The sequence below is a fragment of the Flavobacterium humi genome, from assembly GCF_004745595.1.
Taxonomy (GTDB): domain Bacteria; phylum Bacteroidota; class Bacteroidia; order Flavobacteriales; family Flavobacteriaceae; genus Flavobacterium; species Flavobacterium humi.
On record NZ_SRLH01000002.1, the window covers coordinates 105,614 to 122,242 of the forward strand.

Annotated in this window: 14 protein-coding genes; 3 read left to right on the forward strand and 11 right to left on the reverse strand. The window is 42.6% G+C overall.

All coding sequences use genetic code 11. From position 1 onward, the window contains the following. Nucleotides 1-33 precede the first annotated feature (33 nt). The 11 genes from E4635_RS03400 to E4635_RS03450 form a co-directional block, all read right to left on the reverse strand. Nucleotides 34-1,692: a diflavin oxidoreductase gene (locus E4635_RS03400; protein WP_135525220.1), complete on the reverse strand. Its 1,659-nt coding sequence runs from the start codon at nucleotides 1,690-1,692 to the stop codon at nucleotides 34-36. Then, nucleotides 1,682-2,497 carry a uroporphyrinogen-III C-methyltransferase gene (gene cobA, locus E4635_RS03405; RefSeq protein WP_135525221.1) on the reverse strand — a complete coding sequence of 272 codons (816 nt, stop codon included), beginning with the start codon at nucleotides 2,495-2,497 and terminating at the stop codon, nucleotides 1,682-1,684. The genes E4635_RS03400 and cobA overlap by 11 nt, the downstream gene beginning before the upstream one ends. Nucleotides 2,498-2,563: 66 nt before the next feature. Beyond that, nucleotides 2,564-3,514 (reverse strand): cysteine synthase A, encoded by a 951-nt coding sequence (gene cysK / locus E4635_RS03410; protein WP_135525222.1) that lies wholly within the window; start codon nucleotides 3,512-3,514, stop codon nucleotides 2,564-2,566. Between the two features lie 99 nt (nucleotides 3,515-3,613). Further along, on the reverse strand, nucleotides 3,614-4,429 hold the full coding sequence (gene epsC, locus E4635_RS03415) for a serine O-acetyltransferase EpsC (RefSeq protein ID WP_135525223.1): 816 nt from the start codon (nucleotides 4,427-4,429) through the stop codon (nucleotides 3,614-3,616). A 20-nt stretch (nucleotides 4,430-4,449) separates the two neighbouring features. Then, on the reverse strand, nucleotides 4,450-5,685 hold the full coding sequence (locus E4635_RS03420) for a sulfate adenylyltransferase subunit 1 (protein ID WP_135525224.1): 1,236 nt from the start codon (nucleotides 5,683-5,685) through the stop codon (nucleotides 4,450-4,452). A 36-nt stretch (nucleotides 5,686-5,721) separates the two neighbouring features. Beyond that, on the reverse strand, nucleotides 5,722-6,624 hold the full coding sequence (gene cysD, locus E4635_RS03425) for a sulfate adenylyltransferase subunit CysD (RefSeq protein WP_135525225.1): 903 nt from the start codon (nucleotides 6,622-6,624) through the stop codon (nucleotides 5,722-5,724). A 31-nt stretch (nucleotides 6,625-6,655) separates the two neighbouring features. Beyond that, nucleotides 6,656-7,354 carry a phosphoadenylyl-sulfate reductase gene (locus E4635_RS03430; RefSeq protein ID WP_135525226.1) on the reverse strand — a complete coding sequence of 233 codons (699 nt, stop codon included), beginning with the start codon at nucleotides 7,352-7,354 and terminating at the stop codon, nucleotides 6,656-6,658. A 516-nt stretch (nucleotides 7,355-7,870) separates the two neighbouring features. Next, nucleotides 7,871-11,428: an ABC transporter permease/M1 family aminopeptidase gene (locus E4635_RS03435; RefSeq protein ID WP_135525227.1), complete on the reverse strand. Its 3,558-nt coding sequence runs from the start codon at nucleotides 11,426-11,428 to the stop codon at nucleotides 7,871-7,873. After that, nucleotides 11,421-12,317 carry an ABC transporter ATP-binding protein gene (locus E4635_RS03440; RefSeq protein WP_135525228.1) on the reverse strand — a complete coding sequence of 299 codons (897 nt, stop codon included), beginning with the start codon at nucleotides 12,315-12,317 and terminating at the stop codon, nucleotides 11,421-11,423. Before E4635_RS03440 ends, E4635_RS03435 begins: the two co-directional genes overlap by 8 nt. Before the next feature lie 111 nt (nucleotides 12,318-12,428). After that, a complete protein-coding gene (locus E4635_RS03445; RefSeq protein ID WP_135525229.1) occupies nucleotides 12,429-12,635 on the reverse strand; it encodes a helix-turn-helix domain-containing protein in 207 nt (68 codons plus the stop codon). A 3-nt stretch (nucleotides 12,636-12,638) separates the two neighbouring features. Further along, a complete protein-coding gene (locus E4635_RS03450; protein WP_135525230.1) occupies nucleotides 12,639-13,154 on the reverse strand; it encodes a DUF2975 domain-containing protein in 516 nt (171 codons plus the stop codon). Nucleotides 13,155-13,486: 332 nt separating this feature from the next. Here E4635_RS03450 and E4635_RS03455 point away from each other — a divergent pair, with 332 nt between their 5' ends. From E4635_RS03455 to trpD, 3 genes are all read left to right on the forward strand, one after another. Further along, a complete protein-coding gene (locus E4635_RS03455) occupies nucleotides 13,487-14,887 on the forward strand; it encodes an anthranilate synthase component I family protein (RefSeq protein ID WP_135525231.1) in 1,401 nt (466 codons plus the stop codon). 34 nt (nucleotides 14,888-14,921) lie between these two features. After that, nucleotides 14,922-15,491: an anthranilate synthase component II gene (locus tag E4635_RS03460; RefSeq protein ID WP_135525232.1), complete on the forward strand. Its 570-nt coding sequence runs from the start codon at nucleotides 14,922-14,924 to the stop codon at nucleotides 15,489-15,491. Nucleotides 15,492-15,635: 144 nt separating this feature from the next. Further along, nucleotides 15,636-16,628, forward strand: a complete 993-nt coding sequence (gene trpD, locus E4635_RS03465; protein WP_135525233.1) for an anthranilate phosphoribosyltransferase — start codon at nucleotides 15,636-15,638, stop codon at nucleotides 16,626-16,628. The last annotated feature ends 1 nt before the right edge of the window (nucleotide 16,629 follow it).

Consider the following 16,629-nt stretch of genomic DNA (forward strand, 5'->3'; position numbering starts at 1 on the left):
GTTCCGGACGTGGTCGACCACGGTTTGGCGTTTTTAATACACGTCTTTCTGATAGCGGCCTTCCGCTTCTAAGGCATCCAGATATTCTTTGGCTCCGGCCGCACTTGTCTTTTTCCCGGTTTCGATAATTTCCAACAGCGCTTTTTCAACATCGGCGCTCATGGGGTTCTTTTGCCCGCAAACATAGAGGTAGGCTCCGTCTTCAATCCATTGGTACAATTCCTTTGCATTTTTTTTCAACCGGTCCTGGACATATATTTTTTCTTTCTGGTCACGGGAGAAAGCCGTATCCAGTTTGGTCAAAACCCCTGTGGAAAGCCATTCCTGTATTTCGGTTTGGTAATAGAAATCGGAAACAAAATGCTGCTCCCCGAAAACCAGCCAGTTTTTCCCTTCGGCTCCGGTAGCATCACGATGGGCCAAAAAACTCCTGAAAGGCGCAATCCCCGTTCCAGGGCCAATCATGATAATGGGCGCATCGGCTTCCGGCAATTTAAAATGCTGGTTTTTGTGAATGTAAAATTCAATCTCGCCATCCTTTGGAAAATCAGCCAGGAACTGGGAACACAAACCCGTTTTGCGCGTTCCGTTTACGGTAAATGTGCTTAAGGTAACGGTAGCATGCACCTGTTCTTCATGGGCTTCCAAGGCAGAAGATATAGAATACAGCCTGGGCGCAATAGGATGAAGCACTTCCGAAACTGCTGCTGCGGTAAGGCTTTCCGGCTTTTTGTATTTTTGGAGAAGATCTGCCAAATCTGCTTTTTCTTCGGTTATTTCCGTTTGAAACAATTGCGATAAAGCTTCGAGAGATTTTTTGCCCAATCCTCTGATATTTTTACCTGAAAATAGTGCTGCGTTTGCTCCTGCTTCGAAAAAAGAAAGGATTTGTGTAATTTCCTCTTCTTTGTTTTTGGGGTAAAAACCAATCGCGTCTCCCGGTTCATAGACCAGCGTATCATCAGCCGTAATTTCGATATGGTGCGTTTCCTTGTTCGAACCTTTGTCGTTCAGGATTACTTTTTGGGTAACAATCCCTGTATAGGTTTTCTTCCCTGAAACTGTTTTTTCAGGCGTTTTCTGTACAAGGGGTGCTTCTGTCGCGGCACTTTGGAGCGTGGCCAAAATGGCATCGAACCAATTTTCGGCCGTAGGACCGTAATCAACATCCGCTTTTTGGAAAGCCACAATCCTTTGGCCTCCCAAACGGGTCAATTGCTCGTCTATGGCTTCGCCGGCACGGCAAAACAAAGGATAGGACGAATCGCCCAAGCCCAGGACAGCAAACTTGGTTTTAGACAAATCTGCAGAAGAATTGCTCAGGTTATCGAAGAATTTTATGGCGTTTTGAGGAGGATCGCCCTCGCCTTGGGTACTCATGATGATGATAAGCAATTCTTCCTTATCCAGCTTTTCGATAGGATATTGGAAAGCGTCCAGCACTTTTGACTGGATTTTGTTTTTCTTCAGCAATGCCTGCAACTGGGTGGCCAGTTTTTTGGAATTCCCGGTTTCGGTACCATAAACAATGGTGGGTTTTATGGTCACTGTTGCGATGGGTGCTTCCAAGGCAGGCTGTGTTTCGTGATGTGTTAAAATCCCGGCCAAATAGCCTTTGGTCCAGATAATTTCATCGCGGGAATACTGCCTGACCAGGTCTTTCAATAGTGTTAATTTGTTTTCAGCTAGCATGTTGTATGTTTAGTATGTGATTATCAAAATAAGATTCTGTAATTGCCTGTTCTTTGTACCAATTGTATTGCTGGTGCAGATGGACGACATGGCCTACAATCAGGATAGTCGGAACGTACTCAAACGAAGGCAGTTCTTTGGTTTTCAAATCCTTAAAAGAAAAAACCGAAGTCTTTTGAGAAGGTGTTGTCGCTTGTTGCACTACAGCAATTCCTTTGTTCTCATCTACTTCATTCAAAGTCAGGTAATCAGCCAGTTGCTGCAATCTTTGCCCACTCATATAGAAAACCAGGGTGTCATCGGTTTTGGCCCAGTCTTTCCATTGGCTTGGTGCCACGGAATGCAGGTCAAACAATGTCAGGAAGCGTACGCCACGGGCATGTTCTCTGGCTGTTAACGGAATGGCCGTGTAAGCGGCGGCTCCGAATGCCGCGGAAATCCCCGGTATGATTTCGTATGGGATACCATGGGCTTTCAATACCTGCAGCTCATCCAAAACGTTCGAGAACAAGGAAGCATCGCCGCCTTTGAGCCGTAAAACCAGATGGCCTTGCCCTGCAAATTCGACCATCAGCTGGTTGATATCTTCCTGAGGTGTATGGATTCCTTTGGAACATTGCTTGCCCACATACAGTATCAAGGCCTCTTTTCGGGCATTTTTGGAAATCATTTCTGGCGAAACCAATCTGTCGGTTAAAATGACATCTGCGGTTTGCAGGTATTTGAGTGCTTTGACACTTATTAAATCGGGATCTCCCGGACCAGCTCCGGCTAATATTACTTTTCCTTGGTTTTCTATATTCATTTTGTTGTTTTTTTATCTCACCCGAATCTTTCCTTTTGAAAAAACCGTGTGATTTGTTCCGATGGCTTATTTGCTGGCCAGCGTATTATTTTCTATTGTATCGTATTCGAACAATCCTTCGATAGACAAATACCTTTCCCCTGTATCGTAATTAAAGGTCAGGATGGTTGCCCCGTCGGGGATTTGAGTTATTTTTTTAGCCACGGCTGCTAATGACGCTCCTGTAGAAATCCCTACCAGGATGCCTTCTTCCGAGGCTATTTTACGGGCATACCCGAAGGCTTCCTCTTTGGCCACCTGCACTACCTCATCAATCAGCTCGTTTTGAAGGATGGAAGGAATAAACCCTGCTCCAATCCCTTGTAACGGATGCGGTCCGGGAGCACCGCCGCTCAATACCGGAGACAATTCGGGTTCGACAGCAATCACTTTGAGCTGTGGGAATTTCGCTTTCAATACTTTGGCTACGCCGGTGATATGGCCTCCGGTTCCTACTCCGGTGATGATATAATCGAGCCCTTCCGGAAAATCTGCAATGATTTCCTGTGCGGTTGTCCTTTCGTGTACTTCAACATTGGCAGGATTGTCAAATTGTTGCGGTGACCAGGCATTGGGTATTTGGGAAACCAGTTCGTTTGCCTTTTCAATAGCACCTTTCATTCCTTTTTCACGGGGGGTAAGTTCGAATTTGGCGCCGTAAATTTCCATCAGTTTCCTTCTTTCGACACTCATGGATTCCGGCATTACCAGGATTACCTTATAGCCTTTGACAGCCGCGACCAAAGCCAGCCCTATTCCTGTATTTCCTGAAGTAGGCTCGACAATGACACTGTCCGGGTTTAGTATTCCTTTGCGTTCCGCATCTTCAATCATAGCCAGGGCGATCCTGTCCTTGATGCTGTTTCCCGGATTGTTTTTTTCTAATTTAATCCACACATTTTTGCGGTTTCCGTATAGTTTATTCAATTGGACAACCGGTGTGTTCCCGATGGTTTCTAAAATGGTATTTGCTTTCATCTCACTATAATTTATTTGTTAGAGGTGTTCGATGCCGTTCGCTTGTTAAGCTTCGGGTCATCTTTTATATTTTTAAATGTGCTGACTGTTTTTCTATAGTTAAATCACAAAATTCAACGGTTCAGGAAAAGGATTTTTGTTTTTGATGACAATTTCGCTCTTGTGGTACACCAGTGATTTTGGCGGGATAGAATGCGTGATCCAGACATTCCCCCCAATTACCGATTCGCTTCCGACAATTGTATTTCCTCCCAATATGGTCGCATTGGCATAAATAGTGACTTGGTTTTCAATCGTGGGATGGCGTTTTTCTTCCGCTTTATCCTTACTAACCGTTAGGGCTCCGAGTGTTACTCCTTGGTAAATCTTGACATCATTGCCAATTATTGCCGTTTCCCCAATGACAACTCCCGTGCCGTGGTCAATAAAGAACCGCTCCCCTATCTTGGCGCCAGGATGAATGTCGATGCCTGTTTTGCTATGCACATATTCTGAAATCAGGCGGGGCAATACCGGCACTCCCATTTTCCAAAGATGGTTTGAGAGCCGGTAAACAGCGATGGCAAAAAAACCGGGGTACGCTATCAGGACTTCGCTACGGGATTTGGCCGCCGGATCAAAACGGAAAACTGCTTCCAGGTCCGCTTCGAGCCAGCTGTGGATTTTTTCCAGTGTTGCGAAGAAATCATCAACCAGGCCCGGGATCCCTTCGGTTGCCTCTGAAACACTTTGCAGCAACCCGTTTAAGCCTTGTTGCAATTCTTTCTCTTTTGCCAGGAAAAAACCAGCCTCCGAATAGGATTCCCCAATGGAAAACAACCAATAAAAGAGACCTTCCACCCATACTTCGGCTTTGACCTTATCCGGCAATTTGTTAACCTTTGCGTTGTTTCTGTTATAAATAGGATGTGTCATATCATTGTATTTTTAGGCATTTACGCCAGAAAAAGTAAGGCTCCTACGGTATTATGCGTTGTTTCATCAATCAGGATGGCGCTTCCGTTTTTTGAATTTTCGGAAAAAGCATCAAAGAAAAGCGGCTGGTTCGATTTTAAGGAAATCTGCCCGATGTCGTTCAGCCCGATTTCATTTGCCTGGCTAAACTGCCATTGGTTACTGTCCCATTTTTTGTCAATCGATTGAATTTTAACCCGCACTTTCCGGAAACGGTGCTGCAATACATAGGTTTTCCCAATTTGCAAAACGGTATGGTCAAGCCAGGAAACCCATGATTTCAGGTCATTGGAAGACAGCGGCAATTCTGTTGTTTTGACAATACTGTCGCCACGGCTGATGTCTGTATTTCCGGCAAGATGCAGGACGATATTTTCTCCGGCAACCGCTTTTACGATAGTTTCCTGATGTTTTTCGATTTTAAGAATTGTGGTTTCGATACCGGATGGCAAGATGGTTACCCGGTCACCTTCCTGGTATGCCCCACTCAGCACCTGGCCTGCATAACCGCGGTAATCATGGTTTTCTTCGTTTTTGGGACGGATGACCCATTGCACCTGGAAACGGGAAGCCAGGTTTTCGCTTGAAGGTATTTCAATGTATTCCAATGTTTTAAGCAACGTATCTCCTTCAAACCAAGGCGTATTTACAGACTTTTCCACGATATTGTCTCCTTCGAGCGCACTAATCGGGATATATACAATCTCATCGAAATTCAGATCCTCTTTCAGGTTTTCGAATTCCCCCTTTATCGAATTGAAAACAGTTTCCGAATACTCGACAAGATCAATTTTATTTACGGCAATAATGGCTTTTTTGATACCGATAAGCGAACCAATGCTCGCATGCCTTTTCGTTTGGGTGGTAATTCCCTTTCGGGCATCTACCAGAATGATGATCAGGTCTGAATTGGAAGCTCCTGTAATCATATTCCGGGTGTACTGTTCATGGCCAGGCGCGTCGGCGATGATGAATTTCCTTCTTTTGGTGGAAAAATATTTATAGGCCACATCAATTGTAATGCCTTGTTCCCGTTCGGCACGCAGGCCATCGGTAATCAGGGATAAATCGATGTCAACTCCTTGTTGTTTGGTCTGTTGTTGCAATATGCCCAATTGATCCGTATGGATGCTATCGGAATCATATAGCAGGCGGCCAATCAATGTGCTTTTCCCATCATCTACATTTCCCGCTGTTATAAATTTTAGTGTGTTCATTTTAATTGTTTTTTCTTGTTTATTTTCTCTTGCATCTTAAAAATACCCTTGTTTTTTACGGTCTTCCATTGCTGCTTCCGAAAGCTGGTCATCCAAACGGGTTTGGCCCCTTTCACTGATTTTGGTCTGGATGATGTCATCAATGATGTCCTGGATGGAAGCTGCTTCGGATGGGACCGCTGCCGTACATGTCATGTCTCCCACCGTCCTGTAGCGTACTTTTTCGGTCACTACAACATCGGATGGCAAAGGCTGGATAAATTGCGAAGTCGCCACTAATTTGCCCTGGTGAACGATACATTCCCTGTCATGGGAAAAATACAGGTTTGGCAATTCGATATTGTTTTGCTGGATGTAATTCCAAACGTCCAATTCGGTCCAGTTGCTGATGGGGAAAACACGCACATTATGCCCTTTTTCAATTTTCCCGTTAAGGATATCCCACAATTCCGGGCGCTGCAGTTTCGGGTCCCATTGCCCGAAATCATCACGGACAGAGAAAATCCGTTCCTTGGCCCTTGCTTTTTCTTCATCACGCCGTGCACCGCCGATGCAGGCATCAAATTCGTTTTCCTGGATGGCATCCAAAAGCGCGTAGGTTTGCAAGGCGTTTCTTGACGGAAACCGCCCCTGGGTCTCTTTCAGGTTGTACTTTTTAATACTATCTTCTACTGAAGCGACAATCAATGGTTCTCCGATTTTATAGGCCAGGTAATCCCGAAAGGCAATGGCTTCAGGGAAATTATGCCCTGTATCGATATGTACCAACGGAAAAGGGAACTTGCCCGGACGGAACGCCTTGAGTGCCAGGTGCACCAATACGATGGAATCTTTACCTCCTGAAAACAGCAATGCCGGCTTTTCGAACTGTGCAGCTGTTTCCCGGAGAATGTAAATGGCTTCGTCTTCCAGTTGATGTAAATAATGTGTTGAATTCATTTGTTTGTAATTATGAGTTATAAATTATGAGTTATGAGCTGTGCAATCCGCATTCTTTTTTGGAGGCTTCTTCCCACCACCATCGGCCGGCCCGGAAATCTTCCCCAATTTTTAAGGCTCTGGTACAAGGCGCACATCCGATGCTGACAAATCCCTGGTCGTGCAGGATATTGTAGGGAACTCCTTTTTTGGCAACGTATTCTTTTACTTCTTCAGTAGTCCAGTGCAATAATGGATTGTATTTATAAAGTTCGTATTGCTCGTCCCATTGCAGGATTTCAAGTGCGTTCCTGTCTGGTGAATGTTCGGCCCTTACACCAGTAATCCAGACTTTTACATCGTTCAAAGCTCTCTGTAAAGGTTCTACCTTGCGGATGTGGCAGCACTGTTTCCTGAGGTTGGTACTTTCGTAAAAAGGATTGATCCCGTTTTCATGGATAAATTTTTCCAATTTTTGGTGATCGGGGTAATAGGCTTTTATCTTTTGCCCGTATTGGATTTGTGTCTTATCCCAGGTAGCATACGTTTCCTGGAACAACCTCCCAGTATCCAGCGTAAATACCTCAACCGCATCGAGCTTTTGAGAGAAAATCGCATCGGTTATTACCTGGTCTTCAATGCCGAAACTGGTAGAAAACACAATCTTGCCAGAGAAATTTTCAGCCAAAAACTTCAAATTCTGCTGTATGTCCCGGTTTTGCTTTAATTGGTTACTGATTTCCTGATTCATTGTTTGTCTGTTTTAATTTTTGGATATAAAAAAAGCCCCTTGAAATCAAGAGGCTTACGTTTAGGTTATGCTATTATTTACGGCAAATAATAAGATAGACGGCCTCTTGCGAAGTTTCGCATACAACACATCATCATCATACAAATTGCAGATGCTGTTATGGCCGTTAGTGTTATTTCCGTTATCGTATTCATTTTATTTTTTTGTGTAATTTAAATTTCATGTAAAAAAAAACTCCCCATATGACTGGGGAGTTTTGCAAATATGTGTATTGTTTTAAAACATTAACGAATAGCAAATACCTCCCCTTGGTTTGGGCAGCACATACACATCATCATATTTAAAACTTGGTTTGTCATTTTTTCATTCTTTTGAACAGGGCAAACTTATAACATTTTTTAAATACACTCCAAATAAAAAATGGTTTTTACTGCACATTTTTTTTCGAAAAGCAAATTAAACTCTTTAATTTTTGGCACCGAAGCCTTTAAAAATAAAGCATTTACGATTTTTATTTTATTTTTGAATTTCCTCTATTTCCTTTTCATTATCCTTTAAAAAAGTATCTGTTTTTTTAAAATCAGGATCGATGACAATGACAGACGGTTTGCAGGAAATGATCATTTTGCCTTTGGCCCGATTGTTTTCAATAGGGAAAACCTGCCTGTTCAATTTGCCGTTTTCGTCATAGACACCAACATCAATACTCGGGTCATTTGGGATTAATTTGCGTTCTCCTTTGCTATTTTCCCTGAATTTTTCAGAACTGACCTCAAAAACCACTTCGTATTTTTTATTTCCAAGTGCGTGGCTGCCTACAGATTCCACTTTTGAAGAATAGGTAATGATTTCCTTAAACATTTCATCAATTTTCGGATGCAGGGCGATGGGCGTAACTTTGTAAATTTCGCGAATGAGATCCCGGGTGTCCGGAGCCGGTTTTGGATAAGCATGTTTCGAGATTAAGGCCTTAAGCGCTTTATTTACTTGAGGTTCCCCAATAAGCAACCGCAGCTGGTGCATGATGATCATGCCTTTGTTATACGGCAGATGCGGCGTATCGTAAGTAACCTTATACAAAGGCACTTCCAGGTCTAAACTCCGGCTGCTCAAGTACAAATCCAGGTGTACTTTGACCGTTTCCAGGGCGCGGTCCCGGCCATGCCTTTTTTCGTACAGCATGAGTTCGGTATATTGGGCCAGTGTTTCGGTTAAGACAACTCCTCCTTCCTTTATTTGCGGGCTAATCCGGGTATTTCCCCACCATTGATGCGATAATTCATGACCCGCAAGCTGATTGATGACATCTTCTTTATCCCCTCTGTTGATATCGCTGTAAAAACCGAAATTTTCCTTCATGTAAATCGTTCCCGGATAGGCTGTTGCGGCAAAACCGTTGACAAAACCAGAAATTTCAGCATAACGAATAACCTTATGCGGGTATTCCCCAAAATTTTCCTGGCAATAGTCGAGCGTTTTCTTTGTGGCACGAATCAATTCAGCCACATTCCTGCCATGGCGTTTGTCATAATACACTTCAATGGGGATTCCTTTGTAAATTTCTTTTTTGACTTCGTATTTTGCAGAAGAAAAAGCAAACCGGAATGGGATCTTACGGTCCGATTTATAGTGGAAATAATTGCGGTTACCGGCTTTCCATTGTCGTATCAAATCGCCAGACCCTATTGCAATTTGGTCTTGTGAGGTAGAAACAACGGCATCAAAATCAATAAAATTATAAGGGCTTACCTCCTCCGATTCCAGTTTTTGAAGTGGCGTTTGCGGTTTTAGCTTCCTTTTTCCCCTTTCGTTTTCACTGCTTATTTCATTATCGCTTTGGTAGCCGAATACCGGGTAATAACGGCTGATCCTCATAAACGAGCCATTATCCAGGATGGAATTGAAAGGGACATGTCCTTTAAACGGCGACCATGAGGAAATGAATGAAAAATCCATGGCCAGTTGTTGCTTCGGCAGCAATTTCTTTTTCAATTTGTACCAATAATGCCCAAAATGAAGGTCTTCAAGTATGCATTTGGCACCCTGGATATGCAAGGATTTTAATTTGATATTTTCATCAATCGATACCAACAAACTGTCTATAGGCTGATCCGAATTATTTACCAATACATATTTTCCGTTTACCGCATAACTGTTGCTTTCAGGAAACAAATCGACATTGGTTTTAACCGAAGCAATAGCGGGCTGGTTCAATTCTCCGAATTTCCGGTATTTTCGTTCGTATTGCTCGCTCCAATCCAGTTTTTCGGCTTTGGTTACATAAGGGTTTTTGATATTGGTTTCATAAAAAATATAACTCCCCGAACCTATCAAAACCAAGACCCCGAAAGAAAGCATCCCTTTTTCCAAAAAAGTCATTTTTGATGATTTTAAGGCGTTTTTGAATGATTTTTGATTGTTTTTCCATGAAATAGTGCCAAAAAAGAACAAAATAAGCACCAATCCAAAACTATACAACATTTTGAAAAAGAAAGAAAAAGTGTATTTCCCGAAGCCGTTCATATCGAAATATTCCATTTGCAGTGGCTCAGCAAATCGAAACAACGGATGGTTGATTCCTAATATTCCGCCCACACTGGTAGAAACGATCAAAACGATGATGGTTGCAGCCACCAATCCGGCATACCTGCGCCGGAACATTACCTGGATGGCCAGGATCAGTACGGCCGCAAATACCATTGGCAACCCCATGAAACAGAACAAGGAAAGATACAATCCCCATTCAATAGGTGCATTGCCTTTAATCAACTGGAAAGAAATCCCTATGCCTATGCTGATCAAAATCAGTAAAAAAGGTACGGTCGCAAGAGAGAGTAATTTCGATACAAAAACGATGCTTTTGTTATAAGGCGCCACATTTTCGAGCGATTCAAAACGAACCGATTTGCTTCGCCAAACCAATTCATTACTATAAAAAAGCATTACCAGGACCAGCACAAAAGAAAGCCTGTCGAGTATCGTGGAAACCATCAGGCCGGTTGTCGTAATGCTTTCGGCCATACGTATGCCGCCATTAATTTCGTCCTTGATTTCAATGATGAGCAATCCGCCTAACAACATAATAATCAACAAAAAAGGAATGCCTTTGATACTAAGCGAAACATCAATTTTGACAAAAGTTTTCAGCACTTGCCAGTTGTGTTTTAGGGTGTGGAATTCTGTTTTTTGAAGTTTTTCAAATCTAACGGCCATTGGCATTGAGGTGGTTTTCTTCTCTTTTTTGATTTTTCTGACTTTCAATTTCCGGAAAGAGAAAAAGTAGTAGGCTGTTGCCAAAATAATCAGGGAAACCACTAAAAGTAAGACCCTATTGAAAAGAAAATTACCCGTTAATGCGATTGTATGGGTATCTTTTTCTATGGCTGTCCAATACCGTGTCTGTTCGAAAAAAGCGGCCAAACCAAAAGGATCCAATTTTGCCACTACAGCCATCGCGCTTGCAGAAGCCGGCGAAGCACCTGCAAAAACAGGGGAATTTGAAAATATGGAGCCTACTATGTACAGTATAAAAATAAACAGGCCACCTACATAAATGATTAGTTTATTCCTTGTCAGCCACGCAAAACCTGCCAAAATCGAAGTGCAAAGCAAAATGTTAGGCAAAGCGATCGTTGCAAACGGCCAGATATAATGGAAAAATGAAAACGGGACCATATCTTCTTTAGGCAGCCAAGGCATCAATTGTCCGGCCATCAAACCGAAAACAAACATGGCAAAAGAGAAGGTACTAACCAGGAAAGCCATCAAAAACCGGCTTCCGAGGTATTTCCATTTGGGCACAGGCGTCGCATAGACAATCGAATCGAATTTGGTTTCACTTTCCCTTAAAAAGGACTGGGCAACAAATACGGTCGTTGAAAAAACGGTATTCATTGAAAATAACCCGATAAAATAGCTGATCATAAAAGGTGAATTTTTGCTAACGCCCGGAAAACCGCCATTTACAAAAGCTCCCAATAAAAATCCAAAGCACAGGTACACTAAAAAAGCGACATAAAACAACACATTCCTTGTGTGGTAATGCCATTCGAATTGCAACAATTTCCTAAACATGGCTCGCTGGTTTTGGCTGGTTTTGGACTAAAACGGTAAAATAAACATCGGCTAAATCCGGCAAGGCTGAAACAAAACCGGCTTCAGGCTGCACATCGGCATATACTCTGATATTGAGTTTCCCGCCGGAAAGCTGTGAAGAAATCAGGTTTGTTTTCAGCTGGTATTCTTCCAGTTGCGGTTTTTCAATAGTCTTGGCCCAAATCTTGCCATTTATAGAAGCAACAGCCGCATCGGGCTTGGCCTGCAAAATCATTTTCCCATCCGAAACCACCATCATATTGGTGCATAAATCGCGTACGTCATCAACGATATGGGTAGACAAAAGCACAATGATATTCTCCCCTATTTCACTTAATAAATTATTAAACCTGTTGCGTTCTTCGGGATCCAGGCCTGCCGTTGGCTCATCGACAATAATGATTTTAGGGTTTCCCAAAAGGGCTTGGGCAATCCCGAATCGCTGGCGCATCCCTCCTGAAAAAGTATGCACCGCCTTATTTTTATGTTCCAGTAAATTGGTTTGTTGCAACAAGCTGATAATTTGCTGGTGACGGTCATTTTTATGGACGATGCCTTTCAGGACAGCCAAATGCTCTAATAAGCGATAGGCCGAAATTTTAGGATACACCCCAAATTCCTGCGGCAAATACCCTAAATGCCGACGGATGAAATCCGGGTTTTCCACAACATTGACCCCGTTAAATTCTATACTCCCGCCGTCCGGTTGCTGCAAACCCGCAATGGTTCGCATAAGCGATGATTTCCCGGCTCCGTTAGGCCCTAAAAGCCCCAGCATGCCATTGGTAATTTCAAACGAAATGTTGTCAATGGCCTGCACTCCGTTTTCGTATCTCTTGGAGAGATTTTTGATAATTAAACTGTTCATTTTCTGATGATTTTGATGATTATTGATGATTTATTGTTGTAAAAAAAGACCAAAAGGGTTCCTGCCGGCTTCTGTGTGATGCCGGTCCGTATGCTTTATTTCAAAATGGATTTACCTGCTGATGTATTCTATAATGTCGCCTGGTTGGCAATCTAGTGCCTTGCAGATTGCTTCGAGGGTTTCGAACCTGATGCCTTTCGCTTTCCCGGTTTTTAATATGGACAGGTTCGCTTGGGTGATCCCTAAAATTTCCGCCAATTCCTTCGATTGCATCTTCCGTTTGGCGAGCATTACATCTATGTTTACTATAATTGGCATAGGCTAAATATATAAATCCTGTTCGTTTTGCAATCCTACACCTTCATTGAAAATCGCTGTTAAAAAATAAGCGAATATCCCTATAATGGCATGTGCTACGATCATCCCAAAAAACGGCAGGTCTTCATGGGAGAACATGCTTAAAAGGCCAAAAAGCACCGGAGAAACCACCAGATTGATCCCGCAAAACAGCTTCAAATTCCGGATGCCCCGTTTGGTAAACAAAGGACTTTGCCTGAATGTATGGAAAACATTGCTGAGCAACCAAAAAAACAAGCCGTAAAAGCCAATAGTTGCCACCATTTCCGTGACATAAGAAAACGTATACTCACTTCCGAGTAAAAAACCTTTTTCGGTAAATGGATAATAAACAACAAACCTGTTATGCTCCAAAATCTTTAAAGTGGGCAGCTTAAAAGCAGTCGAAACAAACAAATGAAAAGTGCTTATTAAATATCCTATGGCTAAAATCCGGGCCATATAAAATAAAAATGCGGATATGATTCTGACTAATTTCATAATTTGAATTTAAAATTTACATGAGCAAATATAATAATTAATTATCATAAAACAATAATTAGTTGCTTTTTTAAGATAAATATTTACAATAATCATTTTGAAGGCCAAAAATTTATTTCAAAAAATACTTGCTTTTTAAAAAATCATTTCTATACATTTGCAGCATACAATTGAAACAATGAACACATTTTTAAATACTAATTGGTGGTGGAGCAACTTACGTCAGACGTCGTGAGCAAAACCTCCTATATGAATTTTTAAAAACCATATATAAAAGGCTTGTCAATCACGACAAGCCTTTTTTTATTGCCAAAAACGGAACAACAAACACCATGAAAAAATATAAATTACATACAGACTTCAAGCAAATCCTTGCCGATACCGTGACACCGGTGAGCATTTACCTGAAACTCCGCGACAAATTCCCGAACAGCCTTTTGCTCGAAAGCAGTGATTACCATGCCAGTGACAATAGTTTTTCTTACATCTGCTGCAATCCTATCGCCAGCATAAAAGTGCAAAATGAACAAATTACGACTACATTCCCGAACGGGGCTTCTGAAGAATCACCTATCAAAAACAACCAGGATGTCATGGCCGGCATCCAGGAGTTTGCCTCCCGATTTGAGTCCGATCCCAATCCGTTTAAGTTTATCAATAGCGGCCTGTTCGGTTTTATAAGCTACGATGCCGTCCGTTATTTTGAGAAAGTCACTCTGGAAAAGAAAGGTAACGAACTCCAGATTCCCGATGTTTTTTATGCCATTTATCAGAACATCATCGCCATCAACCATTTCAAAAACGAGGCCTATATTTTTTGTCATAGTATTGACAATCAAAGTAATATATCAGAAATAGAACAATTAATCCAATCTAAAAACTTTGCGTCGTATCCTTTTGCAAAAGAAGGGCAACCGGTTTCAAATCTAAGCGACCAGGATTTTAAGGATAATGTAACGTTGGCCAAAAAAAACTGCTTTCTTGGGAATGTTTTCCAATTAGTGCTTTCCAGAAGGTTCACGCAGGGTTTTAAAGGCGACGAATTCAATGTGTATCGTGCGCTGCGGAACATCAACCCTTCTCCGTATTTGTTCTTTTTCGATTATGGCGATTTTAAGATCATTGGATCTTCCCCGGAAGCGCAGTTAATTGTGGCCAACCGCAAAGCGGAAATCCATCCAATCGCGGGAACGTTCAAACGAACGGGAAATGACGAACAAGACGCTATTTTAGCCAAGCAATTGTCTGAAGACCCGAAAGAAAACAGCGAACATGTCATGTTAGTCGATTTGGCCCGGAATGATTTAAGCCGCAACGGGCACCATGTGGCAATTGAAAAATACAGAGAAGTACAGTTTTTTTCCCATGTCATTCATTTGGTATCCAAAGTAAGCGGCCAACTCCACGAAAAAGCAACTACAATGCAGGTAGTTGCCGATACTTTCCCGGCAGGGACTTTGTCGGGCGCACCCAAACACAAGGCGTTACAGTTAATCGAAGCCATTGAGAATACCAACCGGGGTTTTTACGGCGGTGCTATTGGTTATATGGATTTTGATGGTAACTTTAATCACGCAATTATGATCCGGACTTTTTTAAGCAAGAACCATCAGTTGCATTACCAGGCAGGAGCAGGAATAGTGGCGCATTCGGACGAAGAAAACGAAATGCAGGAAGTCTATAACAAACTCGGAGCGCTCCATAAAGCATTGGACCTGGCCGAATTAATTTAAAAACACCTAACGTATAACTCATAATTCACAACCCATGGATAAAATAGCAGTCATAGACAATTACGATAGCTTCACGTATAATTTAGTACATTATCTGGAAGATTTAAATGGCGATGTAACCGTTTTCCGGAACGATGAATTTGAGATGGAGGAACTTGAAAAATTCAACAAAATACTCCTTTCGCCTGGGCCTGGGATCCCTCAGGAAGCAGGTTTATTGAAAGAAGTCATCCAAACCTATGCACCAACAAAAAGCATCCTTGGAGTTTGCCTCGGGCAGCAAGCCATCGGAGAAGTTTTCGGCGGAAGCCTGATCAATCTCGAAAAAGTATACCATGGCGTTGCAACAAAAGTGACCATCCTTGCAGATGATGAAACACTTTTTAAAGGCCTGGACAAGCAAATCGAGGTAGGACGCTACCATTCTTGGGTCGTAAACCCGGATGATTTCCCTGAAACCCTTGAAATCACTTCGGTAGATGACAATGGCCAGATCATGTCCCTGCGGCATAAAACCTATGACATCCGGGGCGTGCAGTTCCATCCGGAAAGTGTCCTGACACCACACGGGAAACAAATTCTTGAAAACTGGCTCAATAGCTAATTAACAATCCATTTTATCGAAAAATACCGTCGTTTTAAGTCGAAAAAGCTTAAAACCGGCTCAACCCATACCTAATTCGAACGAAATGACTCGAGCCTGCAAGGCGACAGCATGATACCCAATAATAAATAAACGCATAGCGAAATGAAAACAATATTAAACAGGCTCATCCGGCACGAAACCTTAACTTCAGCCGAAGCCAAAAACGTCCTTGTCAACATCTCAAACGGATTGTACAACCCCAGCCAGATTGCCAGTTTTTTGACCGTATATATGATGCGGAGCATTACCATTGATGAATTGGCCGGTTTCCGTGAAGCACTGCTCGAACTGTGTATCGCTGTTGACTTATCTGCTTATAATACTATCGATTTGTGCGGTACCGGCGGAGATGGGAAAGATACTTTCAATATTTCGACACTGGCTTCTTTTATTACTGCCGGAGCCGGGATCCACGTGGCCAAGCACGGCAATTACGGGGTTTCATCCATTTCCGGGTCCAGCAATGTCATGGAAACTTTAGGAGTCCGGTTCAGCAATGACAAAGATTTCCTGCACAAGTGTATCGAAGAAGCCGGGATTTGTGTCCTGCATGCTCCTTTATTTCATCCCGCGATGAAAAACGTGGCTCCCATCCGAAAGGAACTGGCCGTGAAAACATTCTTTAATATGCTGGGGCCGATGGTCAATCCGGCTTTCCCAAAAAACCAGCTGGTAGGTGTTTTCAGTCTGGAACTGGCCAGGATGTATGCCTATTTATACCAAAATACAGAAACTAATTTTACCATTTTGCACAGCCTGGACGGCTACGATGAAATTTCCCTTACCGGAAGTACCAAAACCATTTCCAACACAAAGGAGGGAATGCTAAAACCGGAAGATTTCGGCGTAAGCCAACTCCAACAAACCGATATTCAGGGCGGTACTACCATTGAGGAATCGGCGGCAATTTTCATGAATATCCTTTCAGGAAAAGGGACGGAAGCACAAAACAACGTCGTTTGCGCCAATGCCGGCATGGCCATTGCCAATGTAAAAGGTATCTCTCCTGCTGAGGGTTTTAATTTGGCCAAAGAAAGCCTGCTCAGCGGAAAAGCATTAGGAAAATTGCAAAAATTACAACAAATAAGCCTTTAAA